19 protein-coding genes and 2 pseudogenes are annotated in these 20,038 nt (G+C 39.3%); 11 read left to right on the plus strand and 10 right to left on the minus strand.

Translation table 11 applies throughout. The features are described 5' to 3' along the window. Window positions 1-360: 360 nt before the first annotated feature. Both BLR86_RS26495 and BLR86_RS26960 read right to left on the minus strand, forming a co-directional pair. A complete protein-coding gene (locus BLR86_RS26495) occupies window positions 361-519 on the minus strand; it encodes a hypothetical protein (RefSeq protein ID WP_217642411.1) in 159 nt (52 codons plus the stop codon). 762 nt (window positions 520-1,281) lie between these two features. Further along, window positions 1,282-1,410 (minus strand): annotated as a pseudogene (locus BLR86_RS26960) (N-acetyltransferase family protein); the annotation flags it as partial. Between the two features lie 193 nt (window positions 1,411-1,603). On the opposite strand from BLR86_RS26960, the gene BLR86_RS21090 reads away from it, so the two are divergent. The 6 genes from BLR86_RS21090 to BLR86_RS21115 all read left to right on the plus strand — a co-directional run bounded on the left by BLR86_RS21090 (window position 1,604) and on the right by BLR86_RS21115 (window position 7,378). Further along, complete coding sequence (locus BLR86_RS21090) at window positions 1,604-1,822, plus strand: helix-turn-helix domain-containing protein (protein WP_090766301.1); 219 nt, start codon at window positions 1,604-1,606, stop codon at window positions 1,820-1,822. Next, window positions 1,815-2,513, plus strand: coding sequence for a VanR-ABDEGLN family response regulator transcription factor (gene vanR / locus BLR86_RS21095; protein WP_090766304.1), 699 nt, complete (start codon window positions 1,815-1,817; stop codon window positions 2,511-2,513). Before BLR86_RS21090 ends, vanR begins: the two co-directional genes overlap by 8 nt. Next, the gene (locus BLR86_RS21100; protein ID WP_368086810.1) at window positions 2,500-3,612 is read left to right on the plus strand and encodes a sensor histidine kinase; all 1,113 of its coding nucleotides are present in this window, start codon (window positions 2,500-2,502) and stop codon (window positions 3,610-3,612) included. The genes vanR and BLR86_RS21100 overlap by 14 nt, the downstream gene beginning before the upstream one ends. A gap of 121 nt (window positions 3,613-3,733) precedes the next feature. After that, complete coding sequence (locus tag BLR86_RS21105) at window positions 3,734-4,492, plus strand: ABC transporter ATP-binding protein (RefSeq protein ID WP_090766307.1); 759 nt, start codon at window positions 3,734-3,736, stop codon at window positions 4,490-4,492. Further along, complete coding sequence (locus tag BLR86_RS21110; RefSeq protein ID WP_090766310.1) at window positions 4,492-6,414, plus strand: ABC transporter permease; 1,923 nt, start codon at window positions 4,492-4,494, stop codon at window positions 6,412-6,414. Before BLR86_RS21105 ends, BLR86_RS21110 begins: the two co-directional genes overlap by 1 nt. Next, a complete protein-coding gene (locus BLR86_RS21115; RefSeq protein WP_139185680.1) occupies window positions 6,392-7,378 on the plus strand; it encodes a metallophosphoesterase in 987 nt (328 codons plus the stop codon). Before BLR86_RS21110 ends, BLR86_RS21115 begins: the two co-directional genes overlap by 23 nt. Window positions 7,379-7,579: 201 nt before the next feature. Here the strand turns inward: BLR86_RS21115 and BLR86_RS26240 are convergent, their stop codons facing one another. The 3 genes from BLR86_RS26240 to BLR86_RS21130 all read right to left on the minus strand — a co-directional run bounded on the left by BLR86_RS26240 (window position 7,580) and on the right by BLR86_RS21130 (window position 9,764). Next, complete coding sequence (locus tag BLR86_RS26240; RefSeq protein WP_090766316.1) at window positions 7,580-8,242, minus strand: hypothetical protein; 663 nt, start codon at window positions 8,240-8,242, stop codon at window positions 7,580-7,582. Window positions 8,243-8,979: 737 nt separating this feature from the next. Continuing rightward, window positions 8,980-9,192, minus strand: a complete 213-nt coding sequence (locus BLR86_RS21125; protein WP_090766318.1) for a DUF2922 domain-containing protein — start codon at window positions 9,190-9,192, stop codon at window positions 8,980-8,982. Window positions 9,193-9,278: 86 nt separating this feature from the next. Further along, the gene (locus BLR86_RS21130; protein ID WP_217642412.1) at window positions 9,279-9,764 is read right to left on the minus strand and encodes a hypothetical protein; all 486 of its coding nucleotides are present in this window, start codon (window positions 9,762-9,764) and stop codon (window positions 9,279-9,281) included. 327 nt (window positions 9,765-10,091) lie between these two features. Here BLR86_RS21130 and BLR86_RS21135 point away from each other — a divergent pair. Then, window positions 10,092-10,319, plus strand: a pseudogene (locus tag BLR86_RS21135) (DUF1259 domain-containing protein); the annotation flags it as partial. Between the two features lie 188 nt (window positions 10,320-10,507). Beyond that, window positions 10,508-10,747 (plus strand): hypothetical protein, encoded by a 240-nt coding sequence (locus BLR86_RS21140; RefSeq protein ID WP_090766516.1) that lies wholly within the window; start codon window positions 10,508-10,510, stop codon window positions 10,745-10,747. Window positions 10,748-11,104: 357 nt separating this feature from the next. Here the strand turns inward: BLR86_RS21140 and BLR86_RS21145 are convergent, their stop codons facing one another. From BLR86_RS21145 to BLR86_RS21160, 5 genes are all read right to left on the minus strand, one after another. Beyond that, window positions 11,105-12,244, minus strand: a complete 1,140-nt coding sequence (locus BLR86_RS21145; protein ID WP_090766324.1) for an MGDG synthase family glycosyltransferase — start codon at window positions 12,242-12,244, stop codon at window positions 11,105-11,107. A 4-nt stretch (window positions 12,245-12,248) separates the two neighbouring features. Then, entirely contained in the window at window positions 12,249-13,244 is a 996-nt protein-coding gene (locus tag BLR86_RS21150) for a metal-dependent hydrolase (protein ID WP_090766327.1), read from the minus strand. A gap of 830 nt (window positions 13,245-14,074) precedes the next feature. Continuing rightward, the gene (locus BLR86_RS21155; protein WP_090766330.1) at window positions 14,075-14,863 is read right to left on the minus strand and encodes a histidinol-phosphatase HisJ family protein; all 789 of its coding nucleotides are present in this window, start codon (window positions 14,861-14,863) and stop codon (window positions 14,075-14,077) included. Window positions 14,864-15,299: 436 nt separating this feature from the next. Further along, a complete protein-coding gene (locus BLR86_RS26245) occupies window positions 15,300-15,467 on the minus strand; it encodes a hypothetical protein (protein ID WP_175492996.1) in 168 nt (55 codons plus the stop codon). A 15-nt stretch (window positions 15,468-15,482) separates the two neighbouring features. Then, entirely contained in the window at window positions 15,483-16,691 is a 1,209-nt protein-coding gene (locus BLR86_RS21160) for a YHYH domain-containing protein (RefSeq protein WP_090766333.1), read from the minus strand. A 336-nt stretch (window positions 16,692-17,027) separates the two neighbouring features. On the opposite strand from BLR86_RS21160, the gene BLR86_RS21165 reads away from it, so the two are divergent. From BLR86_RS21165 to BLR86_RS21175, 3 genes are all read left to right on the plus strand, one after another. After that, entirely contained in the window at window positions 17,028-18,281 is a 1,254-nt protein-coding gene (locus BLR86_RS21165; protein WP_090766336.1) for a sensor histidine kinase, read from the plus strand. Then, window positions 18,278-18,967, plus strand: a complete 690-nt coding sequence (locus BLR86_RS21170; RefSeq protein WP_090766339.1) for a response regulator — start codon at window positions 18,278-18,280, stop codon at window positions 18,965-18,967. Before BLR86_RS21165 ends, BLR86_RS21170 begins: the two co-directional genes overlap by 4 nt. A gap of 138 nt (window positions 18,968-19,105) precedes the next feature. Then, the gene (locus BLR86_RS21175; RefSeq protein ID WP_090766342.1) at window positions 19,106-20,035 is read left to right on the plus strand and encodes an ABC transporter ATP-binding protein; all 930 of its coding nucleotides are present in this window, start codon (window positions 19,106-19,108) and stop codon (window positions 20,033-20,035) included. The last annotated feature ends 3 nt before the right edge of the window (window positions 20,036-20,038 follow it).

The raw sequence follows: 20,038 nt of genomic DNA on the forward strand, positions 1-20,038 counted from the left end.
TCGACAGGGATTTTTCTTACCAACTGGCCCGAGTTCGTTTACTATAAGGGTTTTGCTCACATTTAATCAAACGATTGGTTAGTGAATTCTTTGTTAATTAAACGTTTGATTATATTTGCTGTTTTGGCTGTTGTGGAGGGGTTTGATTGAGTTTAGAGAAGAGAAGTTTGTCGAGAGGCGGTTTTGTAATTACCGTTGAAAAGTGGCTCCGTTTCGCTACCGATAGATGAACCGGATAGGTTTCCAGCTGAGATATTTTACTTGTGAGAATTGTTTACGTCGGAAAGGGTATTATGATATCACTTGGTACAATACAATTGGTTACTGGTTTCGCTAAAACCCTCTTCCTTGATAAAACGACTATTGCGGAATACGAGATTGTGCATCAATCATCTGAAAAAGTGCATCCAGTGCAGTTGGTCGAGGTTTAGTTGGTGGATTTCTCTTAGATCCTGTCGGAATGTTGGCAGGCTTGTCTGCAAAATCTAGTGGTACACATGTTCTAAATATCTGTGTCACTCCCCGAGTTTTATCGAAGATTGAGCAAAAACCGGTGACAGGCACCATCAGAGAATTTCCGTATTCCTCCACAAACGAATCAAACGTTTGAGTAAACCCATTCATGTCATTTCTAGCCTGCAATTGTATAAATCTAAACTATAATGATTACAGCCAATGAAATGTACCATCCTTGATATAGTTTTTACCACTGAATGACAAAAAGTTTACCAAAGAATGACAGGTTGTTTACCACTTGAAACCTTCTGGTGGATAAAAGATAGAAAACATAGTTTTGAGAAACAAAAATGTTATAGTTGTTATCCAAAATTGATTGATTTTCAATAAGATCAGTCTTCCACAATCGGGCCAGATTGTTGAGGAACGTAAAACCATATTTTATAATACATATTTGGAAGAATTGTACTTAAACTATCGGGTGCAGGAGCAGAAGAACAAAGCTGTCAATTAGACGGCTTTGTTCTTCTTGCTTCAAGAAGTGATTAATTTACTTTGATAGTAGATTACTTTATATGGTACTTGGAATACGGATAGTCATCGTAATCAATTTATAAGGTGGATTGATTGCTCCTTCGTATCCAATTACTTTAAACATCATAGTAATCCTGCTCAATGTTACGTACAATTTTTAATATTCTTTCGTTAGTGAAATGTTGCTTTTCTCCGTGTTCAGCCATTACAGTTAGAATTGTAGAGCTAGACTTAAAGATTTTTATAATAAAACGATAGACATTGCACTTTTTCAAAAGTTTCATGATTCTTCTATTGGCTATCTTCTAATACAAAAACGGGCATTGTGTTAATACCCATATCTTCAAGTTTTCTGATTACTAATTCAAAGAGTAATTTTTCTATCCCTTGTCCCTGATACTCTTTTAAAATATAGATAGAACTTAATTTTTTGGGTTTTCCCTATAGGGAAAATCTGAAAAACAAACAAACTTGTACAAGCTTGCATTGCTTGCAAGTTAACTTGAACCCGCTAATCGACTCTCTTGCAGGTTGATTATTTACAAATAGCACCTTTGTTTTGTTCGGATAGCCGTATATAATTATCGCATAAGTTTTGGAAGGGTGTGCGCACATGACAGAATATATGTCTGCCCCTGAAGCGGCAAAAAAATGGGGCATTTCTGAAAGAAGGGTACAGAAACTTTGTGAAGAAAAACGGATACCGGGTATTACAAAGTTTAGTCGGATGTGGCTTATTCCAAAAAGTGCAGAAAAGCCCATTGATAAAAGGCTTAAAATGGATGCCGGTCTTTACGCTCGGCAAAAGGAGTGTGGGAATCAACATGAATGAAAATATTTTGCTGGTTGACGATGAGGAACAAATTGCCGATTTGATTGAGGTGTATTTGAGAAACGATGGATATACCGTCCATAAGTTTAATAACGGAACCGACGCTTTGAAGTGTTTAGAAAGTACCAAAATAGATTTGGCTATTTTGGACGTTATGCTCCCGGATATTGACGGCTTTCATATCTGCCGTAAAATCAGGGAAACGCAGTTCTTCCCGATTATCATGCTGACTGCAAAGGTTGAAGATTCCGACAAGATTATGGGACTGACATTAGGTGCCGATGATTATATTACGAAGCCTTTTAATCCTTTGGAACTAATGGCGAGAATCAAAACCCAGTTTCGTCGCTCCGGAAAATATAATCAACAGATTCAGGCAGTAGAAAAGGATGAAACAGAATACGATATTCACGGACTCGTTATCAACAAAGCTACGCACAAATGCCTTCTTTATGGAAAAGAGCTGGCACTAACGCCTATTGAATTTTCTATTCTGTGGTATCTTTGTGAACGAAAAGGTACGGTTGTTCCCTCCGAGGAATTGTATGAGGCTGTATGGGGGGAAAAGTATTTAGACAACAATAATACCGTAATGGCACATATTGGGCGTCTGCGGGAAAAACTGAAAGAGCCTGCCAGAAAGCCGAAGTTTATCAAAACTGTATGGGGAGTTGGATATAAAGTTGAATAAGAAGAAAATAGAAAGGTCATTGGCAAAACGAATGGCGTTCCGCTTCATCATAGTAGCGGCTATTTGTGCTTTAGCGATTATCACCGTAGATGTTATGATTGTGTCGCTGTACGAGAGTATTCCCAAAATGAAAGAAATAGGCTTCGTCCGTTTTTGGGCGGGTAGTGTGGAACACCTTGTTATCATTAGCGTGGCTTTATTCTGTCTTTCACTCTTTATTATTGCGCTTGTTCAGCGCAGTCAACTTATTTCTTATCTTGCAGAGCTTTCCGGTGTAGTTTCATCCATTGGAAACAGCACCAGACATGCGGAGCTTCCTGCTGTTTTAAGAGAAACCCAGGATGCTATCCATACAGTAACAGAAAATATCCGTCAAAAAGAAAATGCCGCCAGAGAAGCGGAGCAGCGCAAAAACGATTTGGTGGTCTACCTCGCCCATGATTTGAAAACGCCGATTGCATCTATCATCGGGTATTTGACGCTACTGCGTGATGAAAAACAGCTTTCGCCGGAGTTGCATGATCGCTATGTAGAAACTGTGTTGGGCAATTCTGAACGGTTAGACGATTTAATCAATGAGTTTTTTGAGATCACCCGGTTCAACCTTTCTCACATCACATTGGAATACAGCAAGATCGATTTGACGCGCTTGTTGGAGCAGCTTGTTTTTGAGTTCAAACCTCTGCTTGCAGAAAAAGGATTGTCCTGCTCCCTTGAAATACCCTCCAAAATTGAGCTGCATTGCGATGCAGATAAAATCGAGCGTGTCTTTGATAATCTTCTTCGCAATGCAATCAATTACAGCCATGCCGGAACGAAGATTCATATTGCTGCCCAAGTGACAGAGAATATTACGCTGACCTTTACCAATCATGGAAATACCATTCCAAAAGAGAAACTGAATCGCATTTTTGACCAGTTCTATCGATTGGATTATTCCCGTTCCTCCAAAACCGGAGGCTCCGGTCTTGGGCTTGCCATTGCAAAGCAAATCGTCGAACTGCACCACGGAACGATTTCCGTAGAAAGCGAAAACGAAGAGATTCGCTTTATCATAACGCTTCCCTTCATTGATAATGCGTCCGTAGGAAAATCGTAAGAAATTCCGTATAAAAAAAGAGAATTCCTGTTTTAATCTCCGAATAAACAGCACCCTTGTTCTTGGTATTCTATATACCGGAGCAAGGGTGCTTTAGTTTTACAATATGGAGGTTATTGTTATGAATCTTTTACAAGTTAAAAATCTAAAAAAATTATATAAAACTCGTTTCGGTGGAAATCAGGTAGAAGCCCTTTCGGGTGTCAGCTTTACGGTTCAACCGGGAGAATACACGGCGATTATGGGTGAATCCGGTTCCGGGAAAACGACGCTGCTCAACATTCTGGCATCTTTAGATATACCGACAGAGGGAACTGTCATGCTGAACGGCAAAAGCTATGCGGAAATTCAGGATGAAGAAATGTCCGCATTTCGCCGGGACAATCTCGGCTTTGTTTTTCAGGATTTTAATTTGCTGGATACTTTCAGCATCAAGGACAATATTCTGCTACCGCTGGTACTCTCCAATCGTCAAAAAAAAGAAATGAAGCAGCGGCTTATGCCGCTGGTGGAAAAGCTGGGAATTGAAAATCTGCTTGAAAAATATCCTTACGAAGTTTCAGGGGGACAAAAGCAGCGGGCTGCCGTGGCAAGAGCCCTGATTACACAGCCCAGCTTGATTTTGGCGGACGAGCCTACCGGCGCATTGGATTCTCATTCTTCTGAAGAACTTCTAAACCTGTTTTCCGCCTTCAACAGCGAAGGGCAAACCATTATCATGGTAACGCACAGCGTACAGGCTGCGGCGCGAGCAAAGCGGGTCATGTTTCTCAAAGACGGAAAAATCATCTGTGAATTAAGCAAAAAGTTTGCAGAGGAGGATATGACAGAGCAGATTTTTGATGTGCTGTCTACAATGGGCAAAGGAGGTCGGATGTAATGAACAAAACAATGTTTCTCCGTCTGGCATCCTCCAACCTAAGGCGAAATCGCTCCATGCTGTTGCCGTATTATATGAGCTGCCTGATCGTCATCGCACTGCTTTGTGTAGTCAACGCACTGGTTGAAGCCCCCGGCCTGAAAAATATCTCCGGTGGTAATTTTACCATTGATGTAATGAAGCTGGGACAGCGATTATTTGCGCTGATGGCGGTGTTGTTTCTGTATTACACAAACATCTTCATTATGAGGCGCCGCCAGAAAGAACTGGGGCTGTATCATATTTTAGGGTTAGAGAAGCGGCACATTTACAAGGTGATGAAATACGAAAACCTGATTTCCTCGACGGCGGTTATTTTTATCGGCCTGCTTTTGGGGATGGCCTTGAATCCGATAATGTTCTTTGTACTTTCCAAAATAATTGGGCAGGCAACCATATTTTCAGTCGCAGTTCCACCAATCGCACTTTTGAAAACAGGGTTACTGTTTGCGGTGCTGTTTTTTATTCTTCACCGCTATAATATCCGGCAGGTGCGTCGGGCAAATCCGCTTGAGCTGCTTCATGCTTCTTCGTTTGGTCAAAAAGAGCCAAAGGCAAATACCATTTTGGTTATACTTGGAGCTGGCATTTTGGCTGTTGGGTATTTCCTTGCCCTAACTGCAACGAACCCCAATGAGAATTTCACAAGAATTATTGCTGCGATCCTATGTGTCGCAGCCGCTACCTATCTTCTGTTTATCGCCGTCAGTATTGCAGTATTAAAATTCTTAAAGAGCCAGGATAACATTTATTACAGGTCAAAGAATTTCAATTTGATTTCCGGGATGCTGTACCGCATGAAGCAAAACGGTGTAGGGCTTGCCAATATCTGCATCCTTTGTACCGCAACGCTTTTTGTTATGACCACAACCGTTTCCTTGTATTTGGGCATTGAGAATGTCATTCAAAACAGCTTTAACCATGAGGTTTATATTTCAGAAAACGGTACAAATCACGACGCATTGCAGAACTTTTTAGCCGAAACATCCGAAAGGTACTCTGTGTCATTGGAAAATGAAACGCTTTATTCAGGCAGTAAAACCAAGGAAGATTTGGACCAAAACGGAACCGAAGAATTCGTTTTTCTTATGCCTCTAAAGGATTATAACCGTCTGACCGCCAGGAATGTAGAGTTGAAGGAAAACGAGGTCCTGGTTTTTTCCGGAGATGAAAAGACCGGCGATACGGTTAACCTGTACGGGAATTTGATCAATGTAAAAGAACAACTGGGGGATTTCCCTATAAAAAATAACTTTGGCCACATTTACGGAAACAGATGGTGGTATCTTGTGACAAGCAATGACAGCGAGCTTACACAGGATTACGATACAATAGAAGGATTTGCGGAGTTTTATCTGGAATTTGATCTGGAAGGCGCCGAAGTTGATAAAAAAGCGTTCGAGTATGCGCTTTACGAATGGGACGAACAACATGGTCAGCGTGGTGTTGAAGCCAAAGCCATTGAGCGCGACAATTCGCTGGTTCGTTTTGGAGGGCTTCTCTTTCTCGGAATTCTAATTAGCGTAGTCTTGTTTGCCCAGACTGCCTTGTGTGTTTTTTATAAGCAGGTATCAGAGGGCTATGATGATAAAAAACGATTCGAAATTCTCGGCAAGGTGGGTATGAGTCAAAAAGAAATCCGGCAGACAATACGCAAGCAAACGCTGATTGTATTCTTTTCTCCCTTGGCGGTTGCCGTCCTGCATATGCTGGTTGCCTTGTCTATGATTGCAAACCTGCTGAAAATTGCATTTTTAGATAGCCCTGTTGTAATCGCCATAAGCGGTCTTAGCTGCATTGTTATTTTCCTACTGGTTTACGGTGTAGTTTTTGTTTTGACAGAAGGGGCTTACAAAAAAATTGTTTATCCAAATAAAAAGTAAAGGAGAATATTTTATGAAAAAAATATATTACAAAAAATGGACGATTCCGCTGGCAATTCTGCTTCTTGCCTGTGGAATGATTGGATATACAGCTTGGGACAACAATCGTGTGACAGTTGATAAGGTAACTTTGAACCACTCCGATTTACCGGATGCCTTTGACGGCTATCGCATTTTGCAGATCACCGATTTGCACGAAAAAGAGTTCGGTAATGAGCAGAGCAAGTTAATCCGACTCATCGAAAAACAGGATTATGACATAGTTTTGTTCACTGGCGATTATATTTCCGATGAAAGTGAAAATCTGAAACCTCTGGAAGATTTGCTGAAAGGTATGCCGAAGGAGAAAGAGATGTATTTCATTTTAGGTAATTCGGACGAGGACAATTCTGTTGCTACGCTTACTCCAGGGAATCGCTTTTACGATTTATTCCAAAAATACGGCGTTACCCCATTATATCCCGGAAAGAAGATTACAAAGGATAATGAATCTATCTGGTTAAAAACGAATCCATATGTCAGTGTGGTAGAAATCTGGCGAGAAACTCCGTCCGAACTTGAAAACGATAAAAATGAATTTGATACCCAGTATGCTGCTGAAAATGATCCGTTTACTATCGAGGTATCTCATAGGCCAACAGAAATCGATTATGAGGACGAAAACATACATGATTATCGTACACGCATACTTGGAGAGACAGACGATGAATGGATTGACTGGGATTTAAGCATAAACGGACATACTCATGGCGGACAATTCTACCTGCCCATTATCGGTCCGATTTATGCACCTAATTACGGTCTATTTCCCGGTTCTGTGAATGTGCGAGGTGTCCACACTGAAAACGGACATACTCAATATGTTTCTCCTGGGCTTGGTGCCAGCGGTCCCACTTTTGCTCGCTTTCGAGTATTTAATACACCAAGTATCGGGTTAATTACTCTGCAAAAGACAAACAAATAGCCCTAAATAATGAGCCCAATAAATTAAAATTTGGGAGGTGAGCATATGGGAAATTAGCAATTTTAGATTTATGGGGTCACTTCATAATCTGGCTGACCTTATAATACGAAGGGCCATTTAATGGAGTGAATTTTTTAAGTTATTAGACCTCACAATAAAAAAAGCTGGTGAGTTTGCATTTATAACTCATCAGCTTACATGTTAAAATCTATCAAATGTTATATCCATGTTTATGCTAAAAGCAGCCTTATTGCCGTCGGCTGCAGCCATCATCAAAGAAGAGGGTCCTGCTTTTTCAGTTTCACCCGCAATGGCGAGAACGTCCTCTGTATTTTGTTCATAATCAAATCGAAAAGCAGCGATTTGGACCATATGCCAGTATTCTTCAATTGTCTTTGCATCGGAGAAGAAGTATCTTACGAGCTGGACAAATGCTTGAGGAACTTTATCACTAACAAAAGTGTGATCAATTTCAATCGGCGCTTCGTTACGTTTTTTACTCTCTTGATTATTAGTTTTTAAAAGATTATTAGTTTCTTTAGGGTGGTCCAATTTTTTCGCTTTGGGTGGTTCACTTTGTGGAAAACGATTAAAGCTATATAGGTTACTAGACTGTGATCCATTTTTTCGTTCTGTTTCATGGATGGTGAGGATCCCTAATTCTTTGGCTTTAAGGGTCATACGTTTAAACGTAGAGCGGGAGATTCCATTTCCTTGATATTCTTCATTAATGGCTTTTAGCACAGTCCCAATCTTTGCATTCGAAACCCCAGGAACTTTTGCAGAAAAACGAACCAGCCGTTTCAAACCGACAAGCTCCCCCTTTGAGAACGCCTGCTTCTTCACCGCTAACCACATTTCCATATGTATTAAACTCCTTCACACTCTTAAACTGAGAATATTGTTCGAACCCTTCAATTCTGCCTGATTTTAAATTCATATAAATGCACCACCCTTTCTACCCTCTATATAGGAATCCAGAGGGCAAAAGGACAGGGTGATTCGCAGGGAATTGTTACAAAATTGTGTCGTACCAGGGGCGGTTCTGGTGGCTTTTTTCCCTTATTTAAAGAGAAAGCATAAAGGACAGAGTTTTTTTCTTCTCGCACCGTACAGCGTGAAGTTAGAAGTATGTCGCCGTGTTTCCGGGTGACATCATTCGACGCATTTTATTTTAGAAACTCTTTGTTTATCAGTGGTGGATGTATTTTTAATCAAACGTTTGATTAGTATCAAAACGTGTCAATGTGTGTAGATTGGACGTTTTTATAGATTCATATTGAAGAGAGTTATCGAAGATTGAGACCTGTCATCGACAGGGATTTTTCTTACCAACTGGCAAGAGTTCGTATAATAAAAGGGTTTTGCCGACATTTAATCAAACGATTGGTTAGTAAATTTTCTGTTAATCAAACGTTTGATTGGATTTGTTGTTTTTGTTGTTTTTGTTGTTATATAGGGGTAAGGGTGATTTTCGATGTGAGAATTTTGTCGAGTGGCTGGTTTGTAATAATGAGTGAAAAGTGGTTGGGCTTTGTTGCCCACCTTTCGTTAGTGTAGAAAGAGACCGGCTCCATCAATGAATCCGGACTCTACTTCTATTAAACAAGTTCATAATCGGTTACATTGCGTTCGATGGCTCGTGCTCCTTTGGCAGAGACGAATTTTCCGCCAGTTGTGAAGAATACTTCAGCCGCAATAATTTCTTCCATCGTTTGCTTAATTGCAGCTTCTTCAATTGGCTCCTTCGGGTTATCAATGCTAAGTCGGTATTTTTGGGTCAGATCCCCACTCAGCTGCACGATTACGTCCATTGGTTTCCCTATTTTATGCATAAAAAAGGCAGCCGTTATAGGCTACCCAAGAGGTCGGATTCGAAATTATTGACTTGATGTTTCGGTTACTTGAAGTATTTTTGAGTAACAGCGTCTAAAGCAGCTTTAGCGTCTTGAATTTTAGTGTTAGCAACACTTTCTAGTTCTGTGTTAGCAGTTAGGATTTCTTCTTGTTCTAGATTTGAAACTTCATCTTTGATTCGTTTAAATTCTTTCTGAATTTCCATTTCAACACGTACTGCCTCCGAAGTACCCTTTTCAGTGATAGTGTGGTCGATGTTTTTTTGAGCAGATTGTAAATGAGAGTTTAATTCAGCTTCTTTTTGAACAGTATCAATACCATTGATGGCTGCTTTTTCGATACCTAATATGTTTGCTGCGTAGTTTTTAATGATAGCCCCAAGGTCTGTTGCACCGAAAACTGTACCAGTGGCAAGTAATACAATAATACCAGTTGCAGTAATTGACCCCTTCACTTTTTTAGAGATACCTTTGTTACCCATTTTCTGGCTATGGGTCTCTTTTCTTGAATACATTGTATCGTTCACCAATCCTTTTCTATGATGCTTAAACAAAGTTGTTTACTAGTATAATATAATGAAAACTTTACTAATAGTAAACAGGGGAAAGATTGGAATTTTGGGGTCAGACCCCCACTCGGTGAAACCTCCTTTTACTTAGAAATTTATGGATGGTCAATCTTTTTGGAGTCTGACCCCATCCGTGGATATGTATTCCCTTTTATATAAAGGGAAATTAAAGAAAAAACAACAATTTTTTGAATGAATCAATGGGGTTTGACCCCGTTGGTGCACTGCCGCTTATCCTCAATCCAATCTAAATAATCCACCACTAACTTTTTGGTTATCTTGTTCATTTTTGAATCGTTAGATGAGAATGGAGTAGCATTAAATTTAGCAGAAATTACACTACTTCAAGAAGAAATCCCCACATTTGTCCCATCTGTCATGAAACAAGGAATGATTGTCAGTGCGTTGCACAATCATTGAATCTTTACAGAGCCTGCTATTTTGTACCTTCATATACAATCTGTGGAGCCGCCAATAGATTTTGCTAGGAAAATAGCCCATTCTTTTTCCACATTAAAAAGGAATCCCACTTCGGAAAAAAAGTCATTTCAGGATCATTGTCATCAAATAATATGTTTGCTGTTGGTAGGTATAAAGCTTATTTTTAAACAACCTTTCTTAAGGTCTAATCAATTGGAAAGTACCGGACATATGATAGTTAAGAACGTTAAGAGATTTGAAAAGCAAACAGGGGGTGAAAAAACATGCCTTTTTATCCGCCAAACCCAGGAAGGAGACCATTCCCCCCGGGCAATAGACAAAGGTTTGGACCGTCTAATCAAATGGGGCGACGGCCTCGTCCTTTTAATGTTCCAAATCAAAATCAACAAGCACCTACTTCTAGATTCCAAGGATTAAAAGCGATGATGGGACACGTGGGAACCGTTAGAAGCGGGATTAATACGCTTAGACAAGTTGGATCATTTTTAAAATTTTTCAAATAACCCAATTTTCCTAAGAGGCTGTTCCAAAGTGAAAACTTTGAAGCAGCCTCATTTTCTGTTTGAAAATATTTACATATCCATATAAAAGCCTGTGAGTAACAGAAATATAATAGAGAAGTACGGATGAAAGGGGATTAGCTTTTATAACCAACATAATAAATGATGGTGTAGTTAACATTTTTTTCTTTATTAAAGGTAAATTGGATTAGTAATAACTTTATAATCACATTATTTTTAGAAATTAGGGAGGTAAAATGAACGATGATGTTTTAGGCGTGAAGGAAAAAGGAAAAAAGCTAACTTAAAAAAGTGGTTCATCAAGGACCTTTTTAGTTAGCTCATTCTTATAGATGCCATTTAAGCGTGTTTTTCTTTTGCCTCTTCATAGTAAGGATCTCCAACCTTTAGAATGAATTTCAGAATGTCCTCTGCTGCATTTGTATTTATAAAATTCCGTTGACTGATTATCATTTCATTTATTTTTTCGCCATTATTTTCGAGCAAATCGGTTATTGTATATTTAATTTCCTTTGGATTTTTGCATACCACTCCCAAATTGAAATTCTCGGCAAAAGTTGGATTATCCTCTTCCTGACCTGGCAAAGCCCCAGTAATGATTAGCGGTGTATTGGTAGCTATTGCCTCAAACATGACATTGGGACTGCCTCTGGTAAAGGCAATATCAGAAGTTAGCATTAAATCTTGGATATTTTGGGTGAAGCCATAAATCTCTACTCGATCACCATATTTAGTCTTTAGGGACATTTCCAGCTTGGTTTTAAGATTTACATTTTTTCCAGCTACTATTTTGACTGTACAATCAAAATGATTCAGTAGATTTTCGGCTATTTTCTTCATATTTCCTACACCTTCACCACCACTCATGATCAAGCATGTTAAAGATTGACCCGTACTATAAAATTTCCGTTGATTATTGCTCTTCGGGAAAAATCGGGATCGGACTGGAAAACCGGAAACCTTTATTTTCTCATTTGGAATCCCAAATGCAATACACTTAGTTTGGGCTTCGAAAGTAGGGCTAATAATGTAATTGGCCCTCTTGTCTGCCCAAAGAGGAAAAATGTTTACAAGATCAGCAATTAGAGTAAAGAAAGGGATATGGATATTTTGCTTTTCTAAAATGTTTAAGATGGAGCCATTAAAATTAGGATGAACAGATAAAATCATATCTGGTTTCACTTCTTCCAGTAATTTTAAAAAGTTATCCTTTATCAGTGATTCAATAAAATTGTCTACTAAGTGGGGTTTCAAAGCAGATAGTTTCCAAATCATTTTCCAAAGATTTTCCGAATTTCTGATGATGGGACCGTAGGATTGGCCAATTTTTAATAGCAATCGTTTACCAAGAGAAAACCCATCTACTACAAAAATTTTTACTTCATTATAGTTTTGGACTTCCTCACACAGAGATTCTGTGATACTTTTATGCCCGTGCCCTGTAATATCGGAAGAAATAATCAGTAATTTCTTTTCCATAAAATCAGCCCCTTTTTAGGATTGCAGTATTTTTCAATTGTCTTATTACTTGCTTGTATTGTTTTAAGGAGTGTAATGTACCGATAAAACAATTCTTAATCTTGTAATCGGACGATACAGCGACGATGGCGAGATTGGGAAAAAACTTATTGGTACGAAAACGAAGGTCCTTCCAATAGATTAAATAGCCATGTTTTCTTATGTGAACAAATGGATAAGCATAATGGGTACTAGAAAGAAAATCAGATACAAAAGGGTGTCTTTTACTGTCAGAGACTAGTTGAGGAAAGTCTATTTTCTTTAAAAGAGAATGATCGATCTTTAGTCTGCCTTTTGAGAAAACGCCAAATAAATAATCTTCTTTCGTCTCAATGATTACGTCCCAATGAAACAAGAAAATACGTGGGATCAATTTTATTCGGATCGAATTGTGAAAATGGAGAAGCAAATTTCTCTTTGTTACCACTGTCGATAGAGTCCGGACAGCAAGGTAAAGAAAAATAAAAATATATATGATGAAAAAAACTTTACTCATTTGGAAAAATGGAAGAAGGAAAAAACCCAGCAAATGTACCAATAGAATAATAGGGTCCACTAATGGGAGCGAATCAAACGCAATCCATTTTTTTGAGAAGGGAAGTAAAACTTGAGTTCCATGTACATTAAATAGATCAAAAAATACATGTAGAATAACAGCAATGAATGTCCATAAAAATAAATGGAGAAAAGGTGACGTCGGAAAAAAGGAATAAATAATACCTGAAACGGCGATACTCCATAGAGGCAATGCCAGAAAGGAATGAGACAAGGCACGGTGATTTCGAATATAGCTGCCCTTTCCTTTCATTCGATAGATGAAGTCAAAATCAGGGGCATTCGAACCAATTACTGTACCGAACATAACGGCTTGTGACAGGGCAGAATGATTAGCGACAACTGGATCAATTTGAGCAAGGGCAGCTAATCCGAAACCCATAATGATGTGAGAACTCGTATCCATACAATCACTCCCTTATAGAACTGATTTTTTGGTTCGAAACAAATGTACAATTGATATTAATATTTATAGGGTGCTATTTATCCAAAGAATATTGATAAAACCACTTTGGAGATGTGTAATTCCTCTTAATTATATTTGGTGTTTGTTCTTTCATTCATAATTTAATGTAAAGATTATGTATAGATTCTGTATATTGGTATTGGTTCTTCATAATTTGAAATATGGGTTTGGTGAGGGGATCCTTAGTATTTACTCCAGATTTTGGGGGTCAGACCCCCACTTAACCGCTAATCAAACGTTTGATTGGATTTGTTGTTTTGGCTGTTGTGAAGGGGTTTGATTGAGTTTAGTGAAGAGAAGTTTGTCGAGAGGCGGTTTTGTAATAACCGTTGGAAAGTGGTTCTTACGAGGATTTGGTGAGAGATTTTTTCAATACTAGATTGATATAATTAAGGCTGTGTTAAAGGTAAATGTTGATTTCACTCAATTTGAAAAATAGGCGGAGAAATTCCGTTTATTTCGGGAAATTCCCATATTTCCCTTAAAATAAGCGGAGTTTTTCCGGTTATACGTTCCAAAATGATGGCTTTTGTCTTATTGTGAACAGTTAGTCGGAATATCTCCGCTTATATCTGCTTCTTAAGCCTCCACTATCGACATTAGCCGGAAATTCTCCGCTTAAAAATTTTTCTACACGAAAATCAACAATGAATAATAACAGAGCCATAATTAAAAGAAAAGGAGTGAGCAAAATGTCCTCTGCGCCTTGGTCTCCTCCAGATTCCGATTTAGAACGTGACTTAGATAGAAGGTTTGCGTACAATTTGTGTCTATATTTTTACCGGTATCGGCTTTCTTTTATCAAATTTATAAATATAGTTAAAGCCACAGCCCTTCGCTAAAGAAAGTGCATCTTTGAGGTTAGCACCAACAGCCTCAGCAGTGTGAGAGTCTGAACCAATCGTCAAAATTTCTCCGCCTAGCTCTTTATACAGTTGGATGACCTCGAGCGATGGTAATGTTTGTTTTAATCCTGTTCTAAGTCCAGAGGTATTTATTTCAATTCCTATATTTCTATCAATCGCTTTTTTCAAAATTTGCTCGATGATTTCTTGATATTGATGAAAATCATAAAGGCCATGCTCCTTATAGGCATATCGTTTCATTAAATCGAAATGTGCGATTATATCAATATCTGCTGTTGTTACCATAGACAAGAGTTCATTAAAATACCGTTCATAGGCAGTTGGATAACCTTCTTTGAGGGCGAGGCGAAGCTTCTGGTTGTTGAGATTATGAACAGAACCCAGGATGAAGTCTAAGTTTAGCGGCTGCAGTAATTCATCATATTGATCTATTAAAAGATGAGGCTCGCAAAGTTCAATTCCTGCCTTTATGGTTAATTGGGTGTAAAATTGTTCTTGACAATCACGAATCTCATTTAAATATTTTTCAAAAACGATGTGACCATAGGTTGGTGCAAGTGGATTAACGGAAAAATGCTCAGTAAAGCAAATTTCCTGAATCTCGTTTTCTATTGCCTTTTTACATACTTCTACCATACTAGCAGTGGAGTCAAAGGAATGATTGGTGTGATGATGGTAATCCATTAGATACATCGTTGTTTCACCTGCTTTTTTAAACTTACTATAGTGAAATCTTTCACAAATGTCTATAATGGAGCAAAAATTGGTCTGACAGCGAGATGAGCACAATTTTGTTAGATTGTTCAAACAGTAATTGTTCCCAATCAGTCAACTGTTTGAAGGCGGTTTATTATATGCTTAAAAATCGGTGCCTGTCACTACCGGATATTTGTCGAGAGAGAGATAGGGAGAAAAGAGTGTAAAGTCTCGCAAATTTGATTGGTGCAGTGTAGTAAATAAAGTGTTGGATGCTTTTCTTGGATTGACAGGAAAGGAAGGGTGTATTCGAAGTAGCTATGCAACAATATGTTGTAACAAAGAAAAATAAGAAAAATACTTTTTAGGGAAGTATCTTTCTTATTCAAAACAATAGTAATTCAAAAATCCATTAAAGGTATAAATGCAGTATTTAAATCGCTTTGTTTTTCTTATTCATTTTCTTTTGATTGCGGACTTCTTCGTTTCTTGTACGGTACGTGGTAACCTTTTCTTTGATCATTTTAGAGTCTTGTTTTTTTGACAATATCTTAATGAATACATCTTCTACTTTATAACTAATGGTTCGGTATAAACCCATTCGTATCCCCCTCTATTAACCTAACATTTTTTTGGCAACATAAAATCTTCGGCCCAACCAAGCTAATGAAAGTGCTCCGACACCACTAGCAGCCGCTTTTTGATTATTACTTTGTTGCTCTTCGTATTCCTTCAATCCTAGTTCATAGTAATGTTTAAAGATGACTTCGCCGCTTTTATATTTTGAAGGTAGGTTGTAGGAGTCTCCTGTCTTTCCTAAAGCAAGTCCTGCAGCACCTATTTGTTTAATTTGTGTATTGGACTCAAAACCTTCCTTATACCAACCAATAAATTTCTCGTTACCTAAATTAGGATCCGTATAGTTCAATATGGTAAACGCAGCTTCAAATCCTTGTTTCATATACTCGTCCTTTAGTTCTCCTTGTGCTGTATTGAAACCTTCCTGGTATGCTTTGACATAGTCTTCACCGATGTCTTTAGGAACATTGTTGACATCTTTTTTTCCGTCACTGTAACCCAAATCCTTGTATTCTTTTTTCTTAGCGGCTACTCGCTCTGTCACTGCTTTAGTAAAACCAGCTTCAAAGGATTGCTTTAATCCTGCATGGTTTGTATAAGCCGTTGGAATTTCGATGGTATCTTGTATTTGTCCCAGTGCATACCCATCGCTGGTAGCTTGTGTTTTTTCATCGGTTATTTTCGTTTTTCCTTCATCGTACCCTTTATTGTAACCAATTGCGTATCCTGATTTATATGCTGCTGAACCTGTAGAAGAAACAGAATTACTAGCGATTTCTTGATATCCATCGTTCAATCCATTTGGATATCCTGCCTTTTCACCACTTGCTCGGTCTTGTTGATCTTGATTATGTTGAATTTGTTCGGCACTATTATTTATCTTTGTCTTGTCGTAGCCGCTTGGGGCTTCGCAAGGTATCCCGTCGTCAACAACCCCCTTGCCCCAACCGTCCAAATTTTCTGGGTCATTCGTTGCGGAATATCCCTTTTTATTCCAATACTCAACAACTTCATCATAACTAGCAAAGTCGGTACAATCTTTATCCGTATTGACGATGGGGGTGCTGCTACTTGTTGATCCTCCACCTCCGTTATGATAGTGATAGCCTGTACAAAGTCCTTTGGCTTTAGACTTCTCGCTGCAATTGTGCCCACCGCTAGAATCAGTTCTCCCTGAATGTGCTGAAGCGAACGTTCCGGACAACAATATAAATAGTAACGTAAACAAAAATACCTTCTTTTTCATTTTCTCCCTCTTATTCTCTATTATTCTTGTGAAAATCAATACGGTGCATAAAAAAACCTTTCCATAGTTTGATATTGGGTATATTTTCATATTACTTAACTTAATAATATCAGTTTCCTGGGAATTTCCAATAGAATTAAACAGGGGTCAGACCCCCGCTGCTGTCACGCTTTTATAAGATGGGGGACTGACCCCATTTAAAAAAAGGGAAATGCCAAGCGACTATCGAATAAAGAAAGAATTGACGGAATATCCATCGGACGGTTGACTTCAAACAAGCGGTGCGCTTATTTCCAGGTGTCGAAGCAACAGGCTACTAGTTGAGGAGATGAGATTATGAGATTGTGGGAATTCAAACAAGCGCAACGGAAAGATGTCCCGATTACCTTTTATTTAATGCGGGAATTACGGTTAATTATGTTGCTTCTCATAGGGGGAAGCTATATTTTCACGAACGAAGCTATTACATACTGGAAAATCGTTTTCGTAATAGCTGTAATGCTTGGCTACACACTTACGCACTTCCTTCATTTTAATAAGCGAACGACGAAGTATTACCTTCTGTGGACAAGTATTGATTTTGTAGTAACAATCGCTTTTGGGATCGTCTTTCCAAGTCTGACACTCTATCAAATAAATTTTGGGATTATTGGAATTACGCTGCTAATCTTTACAAATAACCGAAGAATAATTCTAATCGCCAGCTTATTGTTTGCAATCGTTTGGACGTATCTCTGGACTCTCAATTATTTGCACACAGGGCATTTCCGTTTTATGGATATGTTAATTAATCTCGGCTTTGTGTTGAATTCTAGTTTTGTAGGAATTATGGTAGGCTACTTATTTAAAGCTAGAGAAAAAATTGCTGAGCAATATGAAAAATTGGTTCATTCTCATTCCGAGCTTGAAGATACACATAATCAGCTTAGGAGTTATGCAAAGCAAGTGGAGGAACTGACCGCTACGAGTGAGCGGAACAAAATTGCTCGTGAAATCCATGATACCGTTGGACATACAATGACTGCCCTGATTGTCCAGCTCCAAGCGGCACGAATGCTGCAACAATCCGATCTCAAACAGGCGGGTGATACATTAACTCGCTGTGAAGCGCTAGCCAGGTCCGCGTTACAGGAAGTACGCTTGTCTGTTCGCGCACTTCGTGACGAAGGTGGAATCCATCTCACGCTCACAGATACGCTAAGGACGTTAATTAAAGACTTTTCAGACATGACTGGTATGGTAACGTCTCTACGGATACAAGGTGATCTCACGCGGATTTCGACTTCGTTGCAACCAATGATTTTCCGCCTTATTCAAGAAGCGTTGACCAATGCCAAACGTCATGGCGATGCATCAGAAGCTGTGGTGACATTGCAAACAAATGATGATCAGATTGATATTATGATCTTAGATAATGGCTGTGGAGCAGCGGAAGTTGTACCAGGATTTGGTCTCATCAATATGCGGGAACGCCTGCAGGAACATAGCGGATCGATCCAATTTGAAAGTGTAGAGGGCCAGGGGTTTCGTGTGCAGATCACAATTCCAATACAAACGAAAACTTGGACGTATGGAGGAGCAGAGTCATGATTCGAATTATTATTACAGATGACCAACAATTGATGCGAGATGGCTTGAAAACTATCCTGAGTCTAACGAAGGAGATAGAGGTAGTCGGTACAGCATCGAACGGTGCTGAGGCTCTGGAAGTTGCAAAACGTGAAAAGCCGGATCTCGTATTGATGGATATTCGTATGCCTGGAGTTGATGGTGTGGCGGGGACACGTCTCATTCGTGAACATCTGCCAGAAACCAAGGTGCTTATCTTGACAACATTTAATGATAGTGACTTGATCTTCGATGCGTTAAACGAAGGAGCAAGTGGATATCTGCTAAAAGATATGCCGGCTGAAATGATCGTGCAAGCGATTATGACCGTACAAGCAGGGGGTGTCGTGCTGCCTCCCGACTTAACAGCACAAGTATTTGCCGAACTGAAACGAAGAACCGAAGGGCAGGGAGAAGCTGCTTCATCTAGCGCTAGTCTAATTCCGTTATCCATTCAAATCCCAGAGGGGCTGACAGAACGTGAAATGGAGGTGTTAAAGCAGCTTGGGTATGGGCGAAGCAATCGTGAAATTGGAGAGCTCCTATATATATCGGAAGGAACGGTAAAGAACCACGTATCTAATCTCATCACGAAGCTTGGTTTACGCGACCGAACACAAGCGGCCATCTTTGCCGTCCGACATGGTATCACCACTTTTGATACATGACTTTTAGCATAGTCACATCCGAAGCGATCTTAAAAGATCGCTTTTTTGCATGGTCAAAATCTCCCTTCCGATAGATGGAAGCAGCGGTTGAATAAGGTAGACTGAACTTAACAAAACAGGAAAAAAGAGGTGCTGACATTGTTAAAAGTAGAAAATTTAAAGAAAAGCTTTGGAAATCGTGAAGTTGTTCGTGGTGTTACATTTTCAGTTAACAAAGGTGAATCTTTTGGATTGCTGGGTCCGAACGGTGCAGGAAAATCAACGACCATCTCGATGATTTGCGGACTGATTGCGAGCAGCAGTGGAGATGTAACCATTGGCGGAGTATCCATTAAGCAGAATCCGATGGAAGTCAAACGTAAGATCGGAGTTGTTCCACAAGATATTGCTTTGTATCCGACGATCTCTGCAAGAGAGAATTTGTACTTCTGGGGTCGGATGTATGGCCTGAGCAGAGGGGAAGCAAAGAAGCGCACGGAAGAGGTATTGGAAATCGTAGGCTTACAGGACCGAGCTAAAGAGAAAATTGAAAATTACTCGGGCGGTATGAAACGACGTATTAATATCGGAGCGGCTCTCATGCATAAACCAGAGTTACTGATTATGGATGAACCCACCGTTGGAATCGATCCACAATCAAGAAATCATATTCTAGAAACTGTAAAGAAGCTCAACCAAGAAGGTATGACGGTCATTTATACGAGCCACTACATGGAGGAAGTCGAGTACTTGTGCGAGCGAATTGCAATCGTTGACCAAGGCCTGGTCATTGCATCTGGTACAAAAGCTGATCTTTGCAATCGATTAATGGGAGCGACTTCCATTCAAGTTAAAGTAAATGCAAGCAGTCCAGACCTAATCAATCTATTAGGAACCATTCAAAATGTGCAAAGCGTGAAAGCTGATGGCGAACTGATTACCATCTATGCCTCAGATGCACGACAAGCTTTAGGTGATGTGGTCGCCATCGTCGTACAATCGGGACTACAAGTATTATCCGTTGAAGTTCAGGAACCGAACTTAGAAACTGTTTTCCTGCAATTAACTGGACGCACGTTAAGAGACTAAGGA

The organism is Bacillus sp. OK048 (genome assembly GCF_900103525.1).
Lineage (GTDB): Bacteria > Bacillota > Bacilli > Bacillales > Cytobacillaceae > Neobacillus.

Bases quoted from the DNA above. Each gene is read 5' to 3' on its own strand.
- BLR86_RS21090 (WP_090766301.1), top strand. From the start codon at position 1,604: ATGACAGAATATATGTCTGCCCCTGAAGCGGCAAAAAAATGGGGCATT.
- BLR86_RS21145 (WP_090766324.1), bottom strand. From the start codon at position 12,244: ATGGAAAAGAAATTACTGATTATTTCTTCCGATATTACAGGGCACGGG.
- BLR86_RS21110 (WP_090766310.1), top strand. From the start codon at position 4,492: ATGAACAAAACAATGTTTCTCCGTCTGGCATCCTCCAACCTAAGGCGA.
- BLR86_RS21150 (WP_090766327.1), bottom strand. From the start codon at position 13,244: ATGGATACGAGTTCTCACATCATTATGGGTTTCGGATTAGCTGCCCTT.
- BLR86_RS21165 (WP_090766336.1), top strand. From the start codon at position 17,028: ATGAGATTGTGGGAATTCAAACAAGCGCAACGGAAAGATGTCCCGATT.
- BLR86_RS21140 (WP_090766516.1), top strand. From the start codon at position 10,508: ATGCCTTTTTATCCGCCAAACCCAGGAAGGAGACCATTCCCCCCGGGC.
- BLR86_RS21155 (WP_090766330.1), bottom strand. From the start codon at position 14,863: ATGTATCTAATGGATTACCATCATCACACCAATCATTCCTTTGACTCC.
- vanR (WP_090766304.1), top strand. From the start codon at position 1,815: ATGAATGAAAATATTTTGCTGGTTGACGATGAGGAACAAATTGCCGAT.
- BLR86_RS21105 (WP_090766307.1), top strand. From the start codon at position 3,734: ATGAATCTTTTACAAGTTAAAAATCTAAAAAAATTATATAAAACTCGT.
- BLR86_RS21125 (WP_090766318.1), bottom strand. From the start codon at position 9,192: ATGGACGTAATCGTGCAGCTGAGTGGGGATCTGACCCAAAAATACCGA.
- BLR86_RS26240 (WP_090766316.1), bottom strand. From the start codon at position 8,242: ATGGAAATGTGGTTAGCGGTGAAGAAGCAGGCGTTCTCAAAGGGGGAG.
- BLR86_RS26245 (WP_175492996.1), bottom strand. From the start codon at position 15,467: ATGGGTTTATACCGAACCATTAGTTATAAAGTAGAAGATGTATTCATT.
- BLR86_RS21170 (WP_090766339.1), top strand. From the start codon at position 18,278: ATGATTCGAATTATTATTACAGATGACCAACAATTGATGCGAGATGGC.
- BLR86_RS21160 (WP_090766333.1), bottom strand. From the start codon at position 16,691: ATGAAAAAGAAGGTATTTTTGTTTACGTTACTATTTATATTGTTGTCC.